The organism is Bradyrhizobium sp. ERR14, assembly GCF_014198235.1.
Lineage (GTDB): Bacteria > Pseudomonadota > Alphaproteobacteria > Rhizobiales > Xanthobacteraceae > Bradyrhizobium.
Genome location: NZ_JACIHD010000004.1, coordinates 21988 through 39767 on the forward strand (window position 1 = coordinate 21988; position 17780 = coordinate 39767).

Below are 17780 nucleotides of genomic sequence, written 5' to 3' on the forward strand. Positions count from 1 at the left end.
CCCCTGGCAGTGGTTGACGTCACTTGATTCCGGTCATCGTGATGCCGGCGATGAAATGCCGCCGCGCGATCAGGAACGCGATCACCAGCGGCGCGGTGATGATGGTGGCACCGGCGGCCAGCGCGCCGTAATTCGAGCCCAGCTCGGAATCGGCGAAATACATCATGCCGAGCGGCGGTGTTGCGAGCTTGGTGTCGGAGACGACGATGAGCGGCCAATAGAGGTCGTTCCAGTGCGCCACGACCGAGAAGATCGAGAACGCCGCAATGGCAGGCCAGGCGCTCGGCACGACGATGCGCCAGACGATTTCGAATTCGCCGACGCCATCGAGCCGCGCGGCTTGGATGATCTCGTCCGGATAGGATTTGAAGAACTGCCGGAACAGGAAGATCGCGAAGACCGACAGGAAGAACGGCATCATCATCGAGAGGTAGGTGTTGAGAATGCCGAGCTCGGCGAACGCGATGTAGAGCGGGAGCGAGGGCGCCTGGACCGGAATGCAGAGTCCGAGCAGGACAAGCGAAAACAGGATCGGCCGTCCCGGAAACTTCAGCTTGGCGAGCGCATAGGCGCAGGGAATTGCGACCAGCAGCTGGACGATGAGGATTCCGCCGCAGACGATGAGACCGTTGAGCAGAAAACGCAGCAGTGGTGCGGTGCTCAGGGCAGATTCGAAGTTCTGCCATCCGTAGAATTGGCGCGGCCAGAGCCGGAACGTCGCCTCGAAGATCTCACCCGGCGGCTTGATCGCGCTCGTCAGCATGAAGACGAACGGCAGCAGCATGAAGACTGCGCCGCCGATCAGCACCGCGTGGACGAGCGCAAGCGACACGAGGCGCCGCATGCGGATCGCCACCGGTGTCGGCGGGCGAGTGATCGTGGCCGAGTTGCGCATCAATAGTGCACCCGTCGATCGAGGATGAAGGTTTGCAACACCGAGAACACCAGCGTGAACGCCAGGAAGACGAGTGTGAGCGTCGCCGCATAGCTCATGTGAAAGTACTGAAATCCCTCCAGATAGATGGCATACAGCAGCACCTCGGATGCGCCTCCGGGGCCACCCCGCGTCATTACCGCAACCGTGTCGAAGATCTTGAAGGCGGTGATGAAGGTGGTCACGGTCACGAACATCGTCGTCGGACCAAGCATCGGCCACGTCACTTTCAGGAAGCGGTCAATGGGATGGCTCGCGCCATCGATGTCGACGGCCTCGTAGAGATCGCGGGGGATCGCCGAAAGGCCGGCGAGGAATAGCACCATGTTGAAGCCGACGAGCTGCCAGATGCCGATCGCGGCGAGCGTCGGGATGACGAGGCGCGGCTCGCTCAGGAAAGCCGTCTCCGCGAACCCCAGTACCTTGAGCGCCTGATTGATGAGCCCCAGGGTCGGGTGCAGCAGGAACTGCCACATCGTGGCCATTGCGATGAGCGTCGAGGTAACGGGGAGGAAATAGATCACTTCATAGAGGCTGCGCGTGCGCTTGCGCTGGTGGATCAGGATTGCGACCAGCAGCGAGATCAGGACGCCGCCGGGCACGACAATCGCCACGTAGAGCAGGGTATTGGTCACCGAGCGACGAATCACGGGATCCTGCAGCGCCGCGCCGAAGTTCTTGAAGCCGACGAACGAGAAGTCGAGCGCACCCAGCTCGTAGTTGGTAAAACTCAGGAAGGCGAGAGCAGCCAGCGGCGCCAGATTCGTCAGGACCAGCAGGATGAAGGCCGGCGCGGCAAAGCCCAAGCCCGCGAACCGCTCGACCCATCGCTGGCGGCCGGCTGGCGGCGCCGCGACGAGCGGAGTGACTTGAGCCGCGACCGTGGTCATCGGGCCTCGCTCGTGCGGCGCACATCGCGGCCGGCGGCATTGCGGCTTTCCACCTCGATGCGGCGGCCGTTGTTGTCGAAGACGTGGCAATCCCGTGGCTCGAAGGCGAGCGGGACCTCGCCCTCGGGGATCGGGATGCTGTTGTCGACCCGGCAGAGCACCGTTACTTCCGGGGAGGCCACGAGATCGAAGTGAAGGATGCTTTCCGAGCCGAGATTTTCGCGGCGCCGGAACCTGCACGTGACGGCGCACGGTCCGCCTCCGATCCGCATCGCGTCCGGACGCACGCCGACCGTCAGTTCCGGCGTCGGCGCGTTGAGAACATCGATCGGCAGCGTCCGGCCGAGCAGTTCGACGTGACCGCTGGGCCCCACATGGGCCGGAAATAGATTGATCGCCGGACTGCCAATGAACTGCGCGACCGCGGTCGTGGCGGGCCGTTCATAGACCTCGGCGGGGGTGCCGAGCTGGAGTATGTTGCCGTGATCCATCACGGCAAGGCGATCGGACATCGTCATCGCCTCGATCTGGTCGTGTGTCACGTAGATCATCGTGGCGCCGAGACGCGCGTGCAGCTCGGTCAGCTCGCCACGCATGTGCACACGCAGCTTGGCGTCGAGGTTCGACAATGGCTCGTCCATCAGGAAAGCCTGCGGGTGACGCACCATTGCGCGGCCGAGCGCGACGCGCTGCCGTTGCCCGCCCGAAAGCTGTCCGGGGCGGCGGTGAAAGAAGGATTCGATGCGAAGCTGCTCCGCGACGGCCCGCACCTCACGCGCGATCTCGTCCATGATGCGCCTGCGGTGAGGCGACAGATGACGCATCAAGGGCAGGCGCTCGAACAGGTTGAGGCGCGTCATGGTGAGGGGCAGCGCGATGTTGTCGAACACCGACATGTGGGGATAGAGCGCGTAATTCTGGAACACCATGGCGATCCTGCGCTCGTGAGGCCGCATATGGTCGACCGAAGTCCCGCCGATCGACACCGAGCCGCGGTCCTGCGATTCGAGGCCGGCGATGATGCGCAGGAGCGTCGACTTGCCACAGCCGGAGGGGCCAACCAGCGTCAGAAATTCGCCGTCCGCAATATCGAGGTCGATGTCGTTGAGGACGGATGTGTCGCCGAAAGCCTTATGGATGCCGCGCAATGTGAGACCGGCCATCGCAGCTCACGCCTCAGCTTCGCGCGGCGGATAGACCTCGTGCACGACGTCGTCGATCCAGTAATCGGTAAGACCTGGCACCGGACGAATGCTCACGTCGATGTTCTCGCCGTCGATGTCGTAGACCACCGCTCCAAGCCGTGCAGCGCCGCCCATCGGCGGCGCCAGTTTCTCACCGACCAGAAAGCCGGCCGCCGGCCCCCAAATGTAGTGCGTGCCGTTCAGCCGGATTTCGTGCCACCGATGCAAATGCCCACTGGCCACGATCTCCACCCGGTAGCCTTGCAGGAGATCGAGAAGGGCGCGGCGCGGCTCCGGCTTGACCGACCAGTAACCGGTGTCGGCCTCGGTCGGTGACTCGATGAACAGCGGCCGGTGCGTGAACCAGGCAAGGCGACGCCCCGCAGCGTCGGCCATCGCGGCCTCGAGCCATTCGGTCTGCCGCGCCTCTTCGGGGCCGCCGCCGAAGATCATCGAATTGAGGCCGATCAGGCGCCAACCGTCCACATCGCGTAGCCAGCGGTCGTCGCCGAAGTGGCGGCGAAAGCGATCGAGCCGCTCGCCATTTACCGGCTGATGCGGATTGCCGACCTCGCCGACGTCATGATTTCCCGGAACCGCCACGACTGGGACGCCGAGCGAGGCCAGTTGGGTCGCGCAATATGCTGCGTCGGTTTCCTGATCGGCTGCATCGACCGTCACGTCGCCGGTATGTATGACAAGATCTGGCTTATGCTGCGCGATCCAACGCGCAAGGGGCGCCCAGTTTGCCTCGAAGTGCTGCTTGCTCGGGCTGAGATGCGTATCGGAAATCTGAATAACTCGGACCATGACGTCTCTGCTTTGGGTCGCGTGTCATGCCGTGCGTTGGCCGCGCAGCGGTCTCTCGCTCGAATCAAACGCGTTACTTCTCGCTGCGCGAGGTTGGGATAGTCATCGCAATCGCTTGACGTGAGGTTTCTGGCGCTCTCCCGTTCCTTTGACGCCGCCAAGGGGCTTGGATGTTTTCGATGATTATACATATGATCGGCAATGGAGACAAATGTAATTTCTGGGCCGGAGTCTGAGACGCGGTGTTTCCCGAGCACCACGCCTTTCTCGGCGAGCTGCCGCTGTTTCAGGCGGTCGAGCGGCTACACCGGGCTGCGCCGGACAAGAAGCTCGTGATCGAGGTAAAGCAGGCGGTAGATGCGCAAGATCAGCGGCTGAAGGCTGTGAAGGCCAACACGGTCGCTTGTGGTGCGAGCAGGAGTCGTGCTCCGAGCAATTCGAGGAACGACGGACCGGAGAAGCTCCTATTCACCGCGATCGGCACATCGGCCTGCTGCCTTCCTAAGCCGCGTGCCGAGATGACGTGCAGAGAGTTGAGCCATTAGTGGCGCTTATGCCGTGAATTGCTACTTCCAATTTTACTTCGCAGAATCCCGCCTCTAGCCTCGCGCGCAACTGATCACATCCGCGGCCGGTCAATGGCGTCCGGCGCGAGCGTTCATCGTAACCAACGAGGGTTGCCATGTCTGACGGGGCTAAGGGGACGTCCACTTCCATTCCGGCGGGATCGGAGACGAAAGCTGCGAAAAAGTTGAGCCGGCGCACCCTGTTGAAGGGGGCAGCCGCGGTTGCGGGCGCAGCCGCAGGATCGGATGCGATCCGCGGATTCCCGACCATCTGGGCGCAGGAGATCAAGGACATCGAGCTGCGCCATGTCGGCGTCTCCTATTCGGTGGTGAAAGCGATCGGCGACCAGGCCGCCAAGGATCTCGGCTTCAAGGTGACGATGCAGAACCTCGACACCTCCGCCGCCATCAACCGCTTCATAAGCCAGCCTAATACGGTCGACATCGCCGACCTCGAGGGCTGGCAGGCCAAGCTTGCCGCCAAGCGCGGGGTGATCCAGGGCATCGAGGTCAAGAAGATCAAGGAGTTCGACAACATCCTGCCGATCTTCACCAAGGGCGAGATCGACGGCCACAAGATCCCGCGCCAGGGCATCTCGCCTTATGAAGCCATGTACATCTCCAAGCCCGACTCGACCGATCTGCACGACGGCGTCACCGAGTGGGCGACCTTCCTGCCGCAGGTCTACAACGCCGACTCCATCGGCTATCGCCCCGACCTCGTCGGCTATGAAGTGACCGAGTGGAAGGACCTGATCGATCCGAAATTCAAGGGTAAGGCCGCGATCCTCGACGTGCCCGCGATCGGCATCATGGATGCCGCGCTCTGCTTCGAAAGCGCCGGGCTGATCAAGTACGGCAACAAGGGCAACATGACCAAGGAGGAGATCGACTTCACCTGCAACAAGCTGATCGAGCTGAAGAAGCAGGGCCAGTTCCGGGCGACCTGGACCACCTTCGACCAGTCGGTGCAGCTGATGGCCGCGGGCGAGGTGGTCATCCAGTCGATGTGGTCGCCGGCGGTCGCAGCTGTCCGCGTCAAGGAGATTCCCTGCGTCTATGCGCCGGTCAACGTCAAGAACGGCAAGGAGGGCTATCGCGGCTGGTGCAACGGCATGGGCCTGATGAAGCATCTCTCCGGCAAAAAGTTAGATGCCGCCTACGAATATCTCAACTGGTACCTCTCGGGCTGGCAGGGGGGCTTCGTCGGCCGCTACGGCTATTACAGCCCGGTGCCGTCGACGGCGAAGAAATTCCTGACCGCTGCCGAATGGGATTTCTGGTACGACGGTAAGCCGGCGCCGGAGGTCATCAATGATCCCTACGGTGTGCCGATGGAGAAGGCCGGCACCAAGCGTGACGGCGGCTCGTTCCTCGATCGCGTCAAGAACATCTCGTGCTGGAACACGCTGATGGATGAAGCCGCCTACATGAACAAGCGCTGGAACGACTTCAAGGTGGCCTGAAACCTGCTTTCCCTGACTTAAGCGAAGCACCGGCGCGTGAACTGCGCCGGTGCGAGAAGACTTCGAGGCGTTCGCCGACATGCAGCCAAGGTCTAGTCCAGCTCAAAAGTCACCACGCGCAAATCTCGCCGGCTGGCTCTACGTGTCGCCGCTGGTGCTGGTGCTCGTGCCGTTCTTCGTCGCGCCGATCCTGGTTGTGCTGGCCGCAAGCTTCTTTGCGACCGACGGCTTCGGCGGACTGACGCCGGGCTTTACGCTGGCCAGCTACGTCGAGGTGCTGCATTCGGCGCTGACGCTGAAATTGTATCTGGCGACGATCAAGTTCACGGCGCTGACCTGGATATTCACCCTGATCATCGGCTTCTTCGTCGCGTACTTCCTGGTGTTCCACGTTCGCAATCAACTCCTGGCAATCGGCCTGTTCCTGCTCTGCACGGTGCCGTTCTGGACCTCGAACATCATCCGGATGATCTCGTGGATCCCGCTGCTCGGCAAGGAAGGCCTGATCAACCAGGCGCTGCTGGGGTTGGGCGTGATCCGGCAGCCTCTCGAAGTGCTGCTGTTCTCCGACCTCGCCGTCGTTATCGCCTACGTCCATCAGCTCACGATCTTCATGATCGTGCCGATCTTCAATTCCATGGCGCGGATCGACAAGAAGCTGATCGAGGCCGCGATCGATGACGGCGCGAGCCGGTTCGACATCATGCGCCTGATCGTAGTGCCGATGTCCAAGAGCGGCATCGCGCTCGGCACCATCTTCGTGGTCTCGATCGTGATGGGTGACTTCTTCGTGGTGAAGGTGATGTCCGGCGGCGGTTCGGCCTCGGTGGTCAGCGCGTTCTACGAGGACGTCGGCGTGCTGCAATATCCGACCGCGGCGGCGAGCGCGGTGCTGCTGACCCTGGTGCTGGTTGCGATCGTCTCGCTGATCTTGCGCACCGTCGACATTCGGCAGGAGATCACGCGATGAGCGCGGTTCTCGCCGACATGCCCAAGACCGAAAAGTCCAAGACCGAAACGTCCAAGACCGTCGCGCCTGCGGCCACCAAGGCGATCGCGCCGAGCACGGGCCGCAGGCCCTGGACCTTCTACGTGCTGGCGACGCTGTTCGCTGCCTACGTCATCGCGCTCTACGGCCCGATGTTTTGCATCTACATCCTGTCTTTCCAGGACATTCGCGGCGGCCTCGTGTTCCCGATGAAGGGGCATTCGCTGCACTGGTTCGCGGACCTCGTCACCCAGGTCCGGACTGGGGACGTCAAGGGCTCGTTCGACCGCTCGATCAAGCTCGCGGTCATCGTCACCGTCATCACTGTGGTGGTCTCGTTTCTTGCCGGCCTCGGCTTCCGCAAACGCTTCGGAGGCGACAGCTTCGTCTTCTACATGATGATCGGCAGCCTGGTCGCGCCCGGCCTCGTGCTCGGTCTCGGCACGGGTCTCCTGTTCCAGGCACTCGGGCTGAATGCGAGCTGGTACACCTCGGCGCTCGGTGCGCAGCTGTCCTGGACGCTACCGTTCGGCGTGCTCGTGATGTTCGCGGTGATGTCGCGCTTCAACCATGTCTGGGAGGAGGCGGCCTACGACCTCGGCGCCAGCCGTTGGCAGTCGATTCGGCTGGTGATGATCCCGGTGCTTGCACCCGGCCTCGTCGCGGTCGCCCTGTTCGGTTTCACGCTGTCGTATGATGAGTTTGCGCGCAGCCTCCAGACCGCGGGCTCGCTAAACACGCTGCCGCTGGAAATCTGGAGCATGACGCTGAACGTCACTTCGCCCTCGCTTTATGCGCTCGGCACCGTGACTACCGTCGTCTCCTTCATCGTCATCGGCGCGAGCCTAGGCAGCATCGTGCTGATCCAGAAGAAGCGCGGCAGCAGTGCAAAGGGTTGAGCTGGGAAATGAAGAACGATCGCGGCGATATCGAACTGGCGGGTGTCTGCAAGAGTTTTGACGGCGCGACCTACGTGGTTGACGGCGTCAATCTTAGGATCGCGGACGGCGCCTATTGCTGCTTCATCGGCCCGTCCGGCTGCGGCAAGACCACGATCCTGCGCATGATCGCCGGTCACGATGATCCGACCGCAGGCGAGATCGTCATCGGGGGGCAGAATGTGGTCGGACTGGCGCCGGTGCAGCGCCGCACTGCGATGATGTTCCAGTCCTATGCGCTGTTCCCACATCTGACGGTGCGTGAGAACATCGCCTTTGCCTTGCGGGTGCGAGGCCAATCCAAGGCCGATCGCCTGCGCGCAGCCGATGCCATGATCGAGAAGGTACGGCTGACGCAATTCGCCGACCGCTTGCCGGCCCAGCTCTCCGGCGGCCAGCAGCAGCGCGTGGCGCTGGCGCGTGCGGCGATCACCGAGCCGCGGGTGCTGCTGCTGGACGAGCCACTGTCGGCGCTCGACGAGCAGCTCCGTGTGCAGATGCGCCAGGAACTGCGGCGGATGCAGCAGGAGCTTGGCATCACGTTCATCCACGTCACCCACACCCAGCTCGAGGCGATCGCGCTCGCCGATCTCGTCGTGGTGATGGAGCAGGGCAAGATCAAGCAGGCGGGAGCGGCGCGGGACGTCTACGCCCACCCGCACGATCGCTACGTCGCCGAGTTCATGGGCGGGCAGAACGTGCTGTCCGGCCGGGTCGAGAAGGTCAACGGCGCAAGCTTTACGCTTGCGCAGGCTGCGCCTGACGGCATCGAGGTGCCGCTTCTGGCGCGGCCCACCGTCAACGTCGGCGACAAGGTCGATATCGCCGTGCGCCGCGATGATGTTGCGCTGGTGCGGCCGGGCAGGGATCTGCCGCCCGGGTGCACCACGTCGCTGCCGAGCCGGGTGCTCGCGATCGAATATCAGGGCTACTTCGTCAAGGTGATGCTCGACACCGTACCGGACGACGAGTTCGTCGCCTATGTGCCGGAAAAGACCTTCTTTGCGGACCCCTTCACAGTCGGCGATGTCGTGATGGCCACATGGGCCGCCGGCAGCGCCTTGCCTCTCGCCTAAAGACCAATCGCGCACAGGAGTATGACCGTGCAGATATCCTTCACACTCAACGGCCGGCCAACCACCGTGGACGTCGAACCGGCGACGCTCGTCGCCGGGCTGCTGCGCGAGCAGCTCCATCTCACGGGCACCCATATCGGCTGCGACACCAGCCAGTGCGGCGCCTGCGTAGTGCATCTCGACGGTTTGCCGGTGAAGAGCTGCACGCTGCTGGCTCCGGCGCTTGATTGCGCGACGCTGCTCACCATTGAAGGTCTGCAAGGTGCGCCGGGCTCGAACCAAATGCATCCCATGCAGGAGGCCTTTCGTGAGCATCACGGGCTGCAATGCGGGTTCTGCACACCCGGCATGTTGATGACCGCGGTCGCGCTCGCCGCGGAGAAGTCTGACCTGACAGAGGCCGATGTCCGCCATGGCCTCGAAGGCAACATCTGCCGCTGCACCGGCTACCAGAACATCGTCGTTTCGGTGCTGGCTGGCGCTGCCGCCATGAACGCCGCCAAGGGAGAGTGACCATGGGCAATGTCATCGGCATCGGCGCCGCGCCGAAGCGCAAAGAGGACCAGCGCTTCCTCACCGGCCGCGGCAATTACGTCTCCGACATCAAGCGTCCGGGCATGACGGCCGGCGTATTCGTGCGCTCTCCGCATGGCCATGCGCTGCTGCGCGGCATCGACAAGAGTGCGGCGCTGGCATCATCAGGCGTGATTGCCGTGTTGACTGGCGACGACGTCAAGGCCGATGGCCTGGGATCACTGCCTTGCGGCTGGGGTATCTCGGATGCGCAGGGCGTGCCGATGAAGGAGCCGCCGTTTCCGATGCTGGCGCAGGGCAAGGTGCGCTTCGTTGGTGACATGGTGGCCTTCGTCGTGGCGGAGACGCCGGAGCAGGCAAATGCTGCAGCCGAATTGCTCGCGATCGACTACGAAGTGCTGTCTTCAGTCGTCGGCGTGCTCGAAGCCGTCCGGCCCGGCGCGCCGCAATTGTTCGACGACGTCCCGAACAACATCTGTTGCGACTGGGAGCTCGGTGACAAGGCCGCCGTCGAGACCGCGTTCCGGAAAGCTGCGCATGTCGCAAAGCTGAGCCTCGTCAACAACCGCCTGATCGGCAATCCGATGGAGCCGCGTGCGGCGATCGCGGAATACGAGCCAGGCACGGACCGATTCACGCTGTGGACCACGAGCCAATTCCCGCATGTCGTACGCTTCCTGATGGGGGCGCTGGTGCTGAACATCCCGCAGCACAAGCTGCGGGTGGTTGCGCCCGATGTCGGCGGCGGATTCGGCGTCAAGCAGTTCCACTATGGCGAGGAGGCCGTCATCACCTGGGCCGCCAAGCGCGTGAAGCGGCCGGTGAAATGGGTCGCGAGCCGCTCGGAAGGTTACGTCTCCGATCGTCACGGCCGCGATCACGTCACCGAGGCCGAGCTGGCGCTCGACGAGACCGGAAAATTCCTGGCCTTCCGCGTCAACACGCTCGCCAATATGGGCGGCTATCTCTCGACCTTCGGGCCGAACATCCCGACCAATCTCTATGGGCCGCTGCTCGGCGGCGTCTACACGACGCCTGCGATCTACTGCAACGTGAAGGTGGTCTTCACCAATACGGTGCCGGTGGATGCCTATCGCGGCGCTGGCCGTCCCGAGGCGACCTTCGTCCTGGAGCGCATCGTCGATGTCGCCGCCAGCGAGATGGGGATCGACCGCGTCGAGATCCGCCGCCGCAACATGATCCCGAAGGAGGCCTATCCGTACCAGACGCCGGTGCTGGTGCAGTACGATTCCGGCGATCCCATGGGCTGTCTCGACGGCGCCCTCGTCGCGGCCGACGTCAAGAATTTCGGCATCCGCAAGGCGGCGTCTGCCAGCAAGGGCAAATTCCGCGGGCTCGGTTATTCCACCTACGTCGAGGCCTGCGGCCTTGCGCCGTCGCGCTTCGCCGGGAGATTGGGCGCGCGCGGCGGTCTGTACGAAAGCGCCACGGTGCGCGTGCATCCGACCGGCCAGGTGACGGTCATGATCGGAACCCACAATCACGGCCAGGGCCACGAGACGACGTTTGCCCAGATCGTCTCGGACAAGCTTGGGGTCGCCTTCGAGAATGTCGACATCGTGTTCGGCGATACCGACCGCGTGCAGTTCGGCATGGGCACCTATGGCTCGCGCTCCCTGGTGGTCGGCGGTGCGGCGCTGTCGAAGGCGACGGACAAGGTCATCGCCAAGGGCAAGAAGATCGCGGCCCATCTGCTCGAAGCGGCTGAGGTCGATATTCAGTTCGAGAGCGGCAAATTTTCGGTTGCGGGCACGGATCGCGCCAAGACGTTCGAGGAGATCGCGGGCGCTGCCTACGTGCCACACGATTATCCGCTTGAGGTGCTGGAGCCGGGGCTTGAGGAGCAGGCCTATTACGACCCCGTCAACTTCACCTATCCCGGCGGCTGCCACATCGCTGAAGTCGAGGTCGATCCCGAGACGGGCACGGTGACGCTGGTCAACTACACCGCGGTGGACGACGTCGGCACGGTCATCAACCCGATGATCGTGGAGGGCCAGCTGCATGGCGGCATCGTGCAGGGCGTCGGCCAGGCGCTGTTCGAGAGCGCGGTCTATGACGAAGGCTCGGGCCAGCTTCTGTCGGGCTCGCTGATGGATTACTGCATGCCGCGCGCCGACCATCTGCCGATGATGAAAGTGGCAACCCATTCCACGCTCTGCACGCATACGCCGATGGGTGTGAAGGGCTGCGGCGAGGTCGGCACCATCGGCTCGCCCGCCGCCGTCATCAACGCGGTGGTCGATGCGCTGTCGCACCTGGGCGTCACCCATGTCGACATGCCGGCGACGCCGAACCGGATCTGGCGCCTGTTGCAGAATGCGTCGCTGCCGGTCGCCGCGGAATAGGGAGGACAACAATGAAACCATTTGCCTATCACCAGCCTCACCAGATTCCAGATGCGGCTAAGCTTCTGACCTCGATCGAGGACAGCAAGCTTGTTGCGGGCGGCATGACGCTGATCCCGACGCTGAAGCAGCGACTGGCCAATCCGCCGGCGCTGGTCGATCTTTCGAAGCTCGGAAATCTCAAGGGCATCGCTGACGACGGTGCCATTGTCACGATCGGCGCGATGACGCCGCATGCGGTGGTCGCAGCTTCAAAGTTGGTGCAGGAGAAAATTCCCGGGCTCGCGGCGCTGGCTTCGATGATCGGCGATCCCGCCGTGCGCAGCCGCGGCACCATCGGTGGCTCCGTCGCCAACAACGATCCTGCTGCGGATTATCCCGCCGGCGTGCTCGGTCTCGGTGCCACCATCGTAACCAGCACGCGCGAGATCGCCGCCGACAGGTTCTTCCTCGGTCTGTTCGAAACCGCGCTTGAACCCGGCGAGATCATTACGGCGATCCGTTTTCCCGTGCCGCTGAAAGCGGGCTACGCAAAGTTCAAAGCGCCGGCGTCGCGCTATGCGCTGGTCGGCGTGTTCGTCGCGAAATTTGCCGACGGCTTCCGCGTCGCCGTAACGGGCGCGGGTCCCGGCGTGTTCCGCGTGCCGCCGATGGAGGCGGCGCTGTCGGGCAACTTTGATCCGTCCGCGATCGCGGCGATCAAGATCGACACCGACGGTCTCACCTCCGATATCCATGCGGAAGCCGATTACCGCGCGCATCTCGTCACGGTCATGGCCAAGCGCGCCGTCGACGCGGCGCTCAACTAGCTCCTTAGGGTTGATGATGACTGATGGTTCCGGCCGAACGGCCTTTCCGCCGGCGCCGACTGGCCTTGGCGCGCTTTCTGCAACCGAGATCATGGCCGGTTACCGGCGCAAGGCGTTCACCCCGCGCGATGTCATTGACGACACCATCGCCGCGCTGGAGGCGGCGGACGAGACCTGCAACGCGGTGGTGACGCCGATGTACGAGCAGGCGAGGGCGGAGGCCGACCGTCTCACCAGGGAAATGCGGGCGGGCGAAGCGAAGGGACCGCTCGCCGGTGTGCCCGTCACGATCAAGGACCTCGTCTTCGTCGCGGGCGTGCCGGCCTATGCAGGTTCGCCGATGAACGAGGGCTTCGTGCCTGAGGCCGACGCTGCCGTGGTCTCGGCCCTGAAGGCATCCGGCGCGATCATCACCTGCAAGACCACGACCTGCGAGTCAGGCTACAAGCTGACAGCCGACAGCCCCGTCACCGGCATCACGCGCAATCCCTGGAACCCTGGTCGCACCAGCGGCGGGTCGAGCGGCGGCGCCGCGGCGAGCGTCGCTGCCGGCTGCGGCCCGATCGCGATCGGCACCGACGGCGTCGGCTCGATCCGGGTGCCATCCTCCTTCTGCGGCGTGTTCGGCCTGAAGCCGACCTTTGGTCTCGTACCGCGCTCGCCCGGCTTCTCGCCGCCATCCTGGGCCTCGCTCGCCCATACCGGCCCGATCACGCGCACGGTCGCGGATGCTGCGCTGACGCTGGAGATCATAGCCGGCTACGACGTGCGTGATGCCGCGAGCCTTCCCGCGTCCGCACGCCGCTTCAATACGGATGCTGGGTGCCTGGACGGCATTCGTATCGGAGCCAGCGCCGATCTCGGCTACGCCGCCGTCAGCCCGGACGTGTGCGCAGCATTTGGCAAGGCGCTTGCCATTCTCGATTCCTGCGGTGCGCAGGTCACCATGGACGGGCCTGGTCTCGATCCCGGCATTTTGGAGCACACGCTGAAGCCGATCGCCTTTACCGAACAGGCGGCGGCGGTTGCGAGCAAGTCCGCAACCGATCTTGCAAGCTCGGAGGCCGACTATCGCAATGTCGTCAGCGCCGGCCGGCGCTACAGCGGCACGGATTACATCGAAGCGAGTTACCGCCGCGGCCAGACGCGCAGTGCCTTCGTCAAATTGTTCGAACGCGTCGATGTGCTGGTGACGCCGACGGTCGCGGTCACTGCGTTCGAAGCTGGCCGGATCGGAGTCGACACCATCGATGGCCGCAAGGTCGATCCGCATCTCGGCTGGTCGCCGTTTACCTGGCCGGTCAATCTCGCCGGTCTTCCGGCGGCAACACTGCCTTGCGGCTTCGATCGTGACGGGATGCCGATCGGTCTTCAGATTGTCGCGCCCTGGCTCGACGAGCCCACGATCTTCCGCATCGCCGCGGCGTTCGAGCAGGCGCAGCCCTGGGCGAAATTCTGGCCACAGCTGGCGCTACGCCAGGCGGGTGGGGAGCGCGCCAAGGGGTGAAGCGGTCATGATACGATTGGTGTTTTGCCCGACGTGTCAGATCGCGCAGGCACGGTCCGGAATCGTGGGCTCGGTGCTCCGTAAAGTGACGCGCGAAAAACCCTTTGCAAACAAAGGCCGTTCTACTGTGCATGGGGTTGTTTTCGCGTTTTTGTGGGCCTAGCCCAGCTCGATCGGCGGGCCGCGGCCGCTGAGCTCTTCGTCGAGGCGCAGATAATGCGCGAGATAGTCGTGCAGCGCGGTCGCGGCCTTCGAGGTGGCGCCGCTCGATTTGTAGAGCAACAGCTCGATCTTCGGCAGTGGCGGCAGGCCTTCGTTCGGTCCGATCTCGCGCATCGCCGGCACCAGCGCGCTGCGGCCGAGCACGGTGACGGCCATGCCGGCGAAAGCCGCGGCCTGGAGACCTCCGACGCTTTCACTGACGCAGGCGATGCGCCAGCGCAGATTGGCACGCTCCAGCGTGTCGATAGCGTAGTCGCGATAGATGTTTCCGGGGGGCAGCAGCGCCAGCGGAATCGGACGCTCCTGGTGCGCGACCGATTGATCACCGGTCATCCAGACCAGTTGCTCGCGCCGCACCACCTGGCCGCCGGTGAAATCGTTCATGCGGGTGACGAGCGCGATGTCGACGTCGCCGCGCTTGACGAGGCCGACCAGTGGCGTCGACAGCGCGCAATTGAGCTCGACCTGCACGCGCGGAAAGGATTTTCGGAACACGCTGAGGATCTGCGGCAGCATGAAGGCGGCGTAGAGGTCGGGCGTGCCGAGCACGACCTGACCCTCGATCTCCTGCGACGCCAGTTGCGAGATCAGCTCGTCATGCAACCTTAGGATGGATTTGGCGTAGGTGAGGACGGTGGTGCCGTCATCGGTCAGCGTCAGCCGGCGGCCGGCGTGCTCGAACAATTGCTTGCCTGTCAGCTCCTCTAGCCGCTGCAGTTGCAGGGTAATCGCCGGCTGGGTGCGGCCCAGCCGTCGGGCGGTCTCGGTGATGCTGCCGGTCTCGACCACCGAGATCAGCGACCGGAGCATGCGGATGTCGAGACTGATGAGGTTCATGCGGCGTCCATGTCGCCCAGAATTTATGCAAGTTCCATGCTAGCGCGTGCTGGCCCATGCTCATAGTGACGAGCCAAGCCGGCTTCAACACGCTTGCAGCATGGCCTCGATCTGGTGTGCGGCGCCAAGCAGCGTCAGGTCCTGCCCGCGCCTCGCGATGATTTGCAGGCCGAATGGAAGTCCGCGCGGATCCGTTCCGCACGGGATCGAGATCGCCGGCAGGCGGGCATGATTGACAAAAGGAGTAAACACCGCGTGCCCCCGTGGGCTCGCGGGTTTTCCGCCGATCATGTCGGGACCAAGCTGCGTCAGTGACCAAGCGACGCAGGGGACAGTTGGGGTCAGCAGCAGGTCCACGTCGGTGAGGAAGGCCGCGAAAGCATTGGCGATCGCGGCGCTCGCGACCAGAGCTCCAGCAACCTCGGCACCCGACCAGGAAAGGCCGCGTTCGATCTGCTTGGCGACATCAGGATCAAAGATGGCCGGGTCCTTGCGGAACGCGTCCCCATAGAGCGCAGCGAGACCGGCATGTTGGAGTGGCATGATGGCGTCTTCGGTCGCGCCCGTCGGCCAGACGGGATCGCGTCGAGTGATGCGCAAGCCTGCCGCGGAGAGGCGGTCGACAGTGGAGGCGAGGGCATTCTCGACGATGTCGTCGACCGCGACGTCTAAGCCAAGTCGCGGTGAGAATGCCATGCGCACGCCGCCTATGTCTTCCGCCTGCCGTGCAACGAGGGCGGAATCCGGGTCGCGCGGATCGGCGCCGGCCATGGACTCGAACGCCAATGCGATATCGGCCACATCAGATGCGATCGGTGCAATGACGGAAAGACCGAAGAACGGCTCGGCGAAACCGGGCCCATATGGAATCGCGCCGTAGGACGGCTTGAAGCCGGCGACGCCGACATGGGCCGGCGGCCTGCGGCTGGAGCCGCCGGCATCGGTACCGATCGCGAGCGGCACGAGGCCGGCTGCGACCGCAGCGGCGGGACCGCCGGACGAGCCGCCCGGTGTCAACGCGGGATCGAGCGGATGGCGCGTGGGTCCGTAGAGCTGTGAGGTCGTGACGCCCTTGCAGGCGAATTCCGACGTCGCGCCGATGCCGACGATGACAGCACCGGCCTTGCGCAGTCGCTCGATCGCAACCGCATCTTGCGGCGCGACGAAATCGGCGAACAGGCGCGAGCCCTGCGTCACGCGCCAGCCACTGGCCCAGATGTTGTCCTTGACGACGATGGGCACGCCGGCGAGCGACATCGTCTCGCCGGCGCGCAGGCGATCGTCGACCCTCGCAGCATCGGCAAGCGTCCGCGCGGGATCGATCGTCACCACCGCGTTGAGCGCCTTGGCGGCCTCGATGCGCGCGAGCGCGGCTTCGGCGGTCTCGACGGCGCTCGTCCGCCCGGCCGTGACGTCGGCGGCGATCCCGCGCGCGCTATTGACTGGTTTTGTCATGGCCTCCCCAGATCAACGCCAATGTGCCGCAGAGCACAAGGCAGGCCAAGGTAACGAACGCCGCGCCAAGACTGACCGTGGCGTCCAGCATTGAGATCAGTGCCGGCGCGGCCAGCAGGCCCGCATAGGATGCGGTCAGCACCGCGCCCGTGGTCTCGCCGATCCGGTCCTGTGGCGCAAGGTGGGCGATCTCGGCGATGAAGACGCCGTTCCAGCCCGACGCCGTCAGGCCGAGCAGCGCGGCCATCGCGAACTGGCCGGTGCGGCCGAGCGATGCGCCATCAAGGCCGAGCAGCGCGGCGCAGAACGCCATGCCGAGGCCGATGACGATCAGAACCACACGTGAAGCGTTGAGGCGCATGGCGACATAGCCCCAGCCGAGCCGGCCGACCAGGCCGCCGGTCTGCGCGCAGGCGAGCGCCATCCCGGCCTCGATATGACTGAGGCCGAGCTCGCGGGTGCCGAGCGTGACGAAGACGGTGTTGAGCGACAACTGCATCGCGCTGAACGGCATCGAGGCCAGCGCCAGCATCGCGATGCGCCGGTCCGCGGTGACGAGGCCCAGCCGTGCACGGAGACTGAGTTCCGGAGGAGGGGTTGCCTTGCCGGCATAGGCCGGCCGCAGCCGCTCGAACATCAGGATCGCCAACAGCGCACAGGTGCCCACCGCCGCATAGCACCAGGCGGGTCCGAGCGAGATGGCGATGGCGGGCAGAACCAGCGAGCCGCAGACGGCGCCGATCTGGTTGCCGGTCTGGCGGACCGAGAACACGAAGGCGCGCTGTTCGACCGTCACGAGCCGCGCCAGCAGCGCCGCGCTCGCCGGCGTCTCCGGCCCGAATGCAAGGCCGAGGCAGAGGCCGGCGGCAAGCAGTGCGGCCGTCGAGCCGAGCGAGGCCAGCGCCATGCTGAGGACGATCGCCGCCGCGCAGAGGCTGGCGATCCGGAGCGAGCCCAGGCGCGCGATGAAACCGCCGCCCCAGAACGAGGCGGGGATGCCGACGGCGAACACCGCGCAGGAGAACATTGAGAGCTGCCACACCTCGATCTGGGCGCGCGGCGCGACCACGCCCGGCGCGAACAGCGCGAGCGCCACCAGCGCCTGGAGCGAGGTCATCGCCCCCAGAGCCGGCGGCAGTGCGGGCGCTGGCCGAACGGCATTGTTTCCGTCTACCATGCAGCTGCACTCACGGGA

16 protein-coding genes are annotated in these 17780 nt (G+C 64.6%); 9 read left to right on the forward strand and 7 right to left on the reverse strand.

Annotation, left to right across the window (positions count from 1 at the left end):
• Positions 1 to 19: 19 nt before the first annotated feature.
• Genes GGD62_RS13330 through GGD62_RS13345 form a run of 4 tightly spaced genes read right to left on the reverse strand, consistent with a single transcriptional unit; the run spans position 20 to position 3818 of the window.
• Positions 20 to 844, reverse strand: a complete 825-nt coding sequence (locus GGD62_RS13330; protein WP_183233473.1) for a carbohydrate ABC transporter permease — start codon at positions 842 to 844, stop codon at positions 20 to 22.
• Positions 845 to 894: 50 nt separating this feature from the next.
• Positions 895 to 1824, reverse strand: a complete 930-nt coding sequence (locus tag GGD62_RS13335) for a carbohydrate ABC transporter permease (protein WP_183233452.1) — start codon at positions 1822 to 1824, stop codon at positions 895 to 897.
• The gene (locus tag GGD62_RS13340; RefSeq protein WP_183708807.1) at positions 1821 to 2987 is read right to left on the reverse strand and encodes an ABC transporter ATP-binding protein; all 1167 of its coding nucleotides are present in this window, start codon (positions 2985 to 2987) and stop codon (positions 1821 to 1823) included. The genes GGD62_RS13335 and GGD62_RS13340 overlap by 4 nt, the downstream gene beginning before the upstream one ends.
• A 6-nt stretch (positions 2988 to 2993) precedes the next feature.
• Positions 2994 to 3818, reverse strand: coding sequence for a metallophosphoesterase (locus tag GGD62_RS13345; protein WP_183233450.1), 825 nt, complete (start codon positions 3816 to 3818; stop codon positions 2994 to 2996).
• A 242-nt stretch (positions 3819 to 4060) separates the two neighbouring features.
• On the opposite strand from GGD62_RS13345, the gene GGD62_RS41835 reads away from it, so the two are divergent.
• From GGD62_RS41835 to GGD62_RS13390, 9 genes are all read left to right on the forward strand, one after another.
• Complete coding sequence (locus tag GGD62_RS41835; protein WP_409333945.1) at positions 4061 to 4363, forward strand: hypothetical protein; 303 nt, start codon at positions 4061 to 4063, stop codon at positions 4361 to 4363.
• Positions 4364 to 4500: 137 nt separating this feature from the next.
• Complete coding sequence (locus tag GGD62_RS13355; protein WP_183233449.1) at positions 4501 to 5850, forward strand: PotD/PotF family extracellular solute-binding protein; 1350 nt, start codon at positions 4501 to 4503, stop codon at positions 5848 to 5850.
• 79 nt (positions 5851 to 5929) lie between these two features.
• Positions 5930 to 6820, forward strand: a complete 891-nt coding sequence (locus tag GGD62_RS13360; protein WP_183709010.1) for an ABC transporter permease — start codon at positions 5930 to 5932, stop codon at positions 6818 to 6820.
• On the forward strand, positions 6817 to 7737 hold the full coding sequence (locus GGD62_RS13365; protein WP_183233448.1) for an ABC transporter permease: 921 nt from the start codon (positions 6817 to 6819) through the stop codon (positions 7735 to 7737). Before GGD62_RS13360 ends, GGD62_RS13365 begins: the two co-directional genes overlap by 4 nt.
• An 8-nt stretch (positions 7738 to 7745) precedes the next feature.
• Positions 7746 to 8852, forward strand: a complete 1107-nt coding sequence (locus tag GGD62_RS13370; protein ID WP_183234887.1) for an ABC transporter ATP-binding protein — start codon at positions 7746 to 7748, stop codon at positions 8850 to 8852.
• A 21-nt stretch (positions 8853 to 8873) separates the two neighbouring features.
• Complete coding sequence (locus GGD62_RS13375; RefSeq protein ID WP_183708809.1) at positions 8874 to 9365, forward strand: (2Fe-2S)-binding protein; 492 nt, start codon at positions 8874 to 8876, stop codon at positions 9363 to 9365.
• Between the two features lie 2 nt (positions 9366 to 9367).
• Positions 9368 to 11755, forward strand: coding sequence for a xanthine dehydrogenase family protein molybdopterin-binding subunit (locus GGD62_RS13380; RefSeq protein WP_183234885.1), 2388 nt, complete (start codon positions 9368 to 9370; stop codon positions 11753 to 11755).
• Positions 11756 to 11766: 11 nt separating this feature from the next.
• A complete protein-coding gene (locus GGD62_RS13385; RefSeq protein WP_183233444.1) occupies positions 11767 to 12564 on the forward strand; it encodes a xanthine dehydrogenase family protein subunit M in 798 nt (265 codons plus the stop codon).
• A gap of 16 nt (positions 12565 to 12580) precedes the next feature.
• A complete protein-coding gene (locus GGD62_RS13390) occupies positions 12581 to 14071 on the forward strand; it encodes an amidase (protein WP_183233443.1) in 1491 nt (496 codons plus the stop codon).
• Positions 14072 to 14230: 159 nt separating this feature from the next.
• Here GGD62_RS13390 and GGD62_RS13395 read toward each other — a convergent pair whose 3' ends face one another.
• The 3 genes from GGD62_RS13395 to GGD62_RS13405 all read right to left on the reverse strand — a co-directional run bounded on the left by GGD62_RS13395 (position 14231) and on the right by GGD62_RS13405 (position 17762).
• Positions 14231 to 15130, reverse strand: coding sequence for a LysR substrate-binding domain-containing protein (locus tag GGD62_RS13395; protein WP_183234883.1), 900 nt, complete (start codon positions 15128 to 15130; stop codon positions 14231 to 14233).
• An 84-nt stretch (positions 15131 to 15214) separates the two neighbouring features.
• Positions 15215 to 16585 (reverse strand): amidase, encoded by a 1371-nt coding sequence (locus GGD62_RS13400; RefSeq protein WP_183233441.1) that lies wholly within the window; start codon positions 16583 to 16585, stop codon positions 15215 to 15217.
• Positions 16566 to 17762: an MFS transporter gene (locus tag GGD62_RS13405; RefSeq protein ID WP_183708811.1), complete on the reverse strand. Its 1197-nt coding sequence runs from the start codon at positions 17760 to 17762 to the stop codon at positions 16566 to 16568. Before GGD62_RS13405 ends, GGD62_RS13400 begins: the two co-directional genes overlap by 20 nt.
• Positions 17763 to 17780 lie beyond the last annotated feature (18 nt).

What these genes read in the sequence shown, in the direction of transcription:
- GGD62_RS13370 (WP_183234887.1), top strand. Translation starts at nt 7,746, where the DNA reads ATGAAGAACGATCGCGGCGATATCGAACTGGCGGGTGTCTGCAAGAGT.
- GGD62_RS13405 (WP_183708811.1), bottom strand. Translation starts at nt 17,762, where the DNA reads ATGGTAGACGGAAACAATGCCGTTCGGCCAGCGCCCGCACTGCCGCCG.
- GGD62_RS13340 (WP_183708807.1), bottom strand. Translation starts at nt 2,987, where the DNA reads ATGGCCGGTCTCACATTGCGCGGCATCCATAAGGCTTTCGGCGACACA.
- GGD62_RS13360 (WP_183709010.1), top strand. Translation starts at nt 5,930, where the DNA reads ATGCAGCCAAGGTCTAGTCCAGCTCAAAAGTCACCACGCGCAAATCTC.
- GGD62_RS13330 (WP_183233473.1), bottom strand. Translation starts at nt 844, where the DNA reads ATGCGGCGCCTCGTGTCGCTTGCGCTCGTCCACGCGGTGCTGATCGGC.
- GGD62_RS13395 (WP_183234883.1), bottom strand. Translation starts at nt 15,130, where the DNA reads ATGAACCTCATCAGTCTCGACATCCGCATGCTCCGGTCGCTGATCTCG.
- GGD62_RS13365 (WP_183233448.1), top strand. Translation starts at nt 6,817, where the DNA reads ATGAGCGCGGTTCTCGCCGACATGCCCAAGACCGAAAAGTCCAAGACC.
- GGD62_RS13335 (WP_183233452.1), bottom strand. Translation starts at nt 1,824, where the DNA reads ATGACCACGGTCGCGGCTCAAGTCACTCCGCTCGTCGCGGCGCCGCCA.
- GGD62_RS13400 (WP_183233441.1), bottom strand. Translation starts at nt 16,585, where the DNA reads ATGACAAAACCAGTCAATAGCGCGCGCGGGATCGCCGCCGACGTCACG.
- GGD62_RS13355 (WP_183233449.1), top strand. Translation starts at nt 4,501, where the DNA reads ATGTCTGACGGGGCTAAGGGGACGTCCACTTCCATTCCGGCGGGATCG.
- GGD62_RS13385 (WP_183233444.1), top strand. Translation starts at nt 11,767, where the DNA reads ATGAAACCATTTGCCTATCACCAGCCTCACCAGATTCCAGATGCGGCT.
- GGD62_RS13380 (WP_183234885.1), top strand. Translation starts at nt 9,368, where the DNA reads ATGGGCAATGTCATCGGCATCGGCGCCGCGCCGAAGCGCAAAGAGGAC.
- GGD62_RS13375 (WP_183708809.1), top strand. Translation starts at nt 8,874, where the DNA reads ATGACCGTGCAGATATCCTTCACACTCAACGGCCGGCCAACCACCGTG.
- GGD62_RS13345 (WP_183233450.1), bottom strand. Translation starts at nt 3,818, where the DNA reads ATGGTCCGAGTTATTCAGATTTCCGATACGCATCTCAGCCCGAGCAAG.
- GGD62_RS13390 (WP_183233443.1), top strand. Translation starts at nt 12,581, where the DNA reads ATGACTGATGGTTCCGGCCGAACGGCCTTTCCGCCGGCGCCGACTGGC.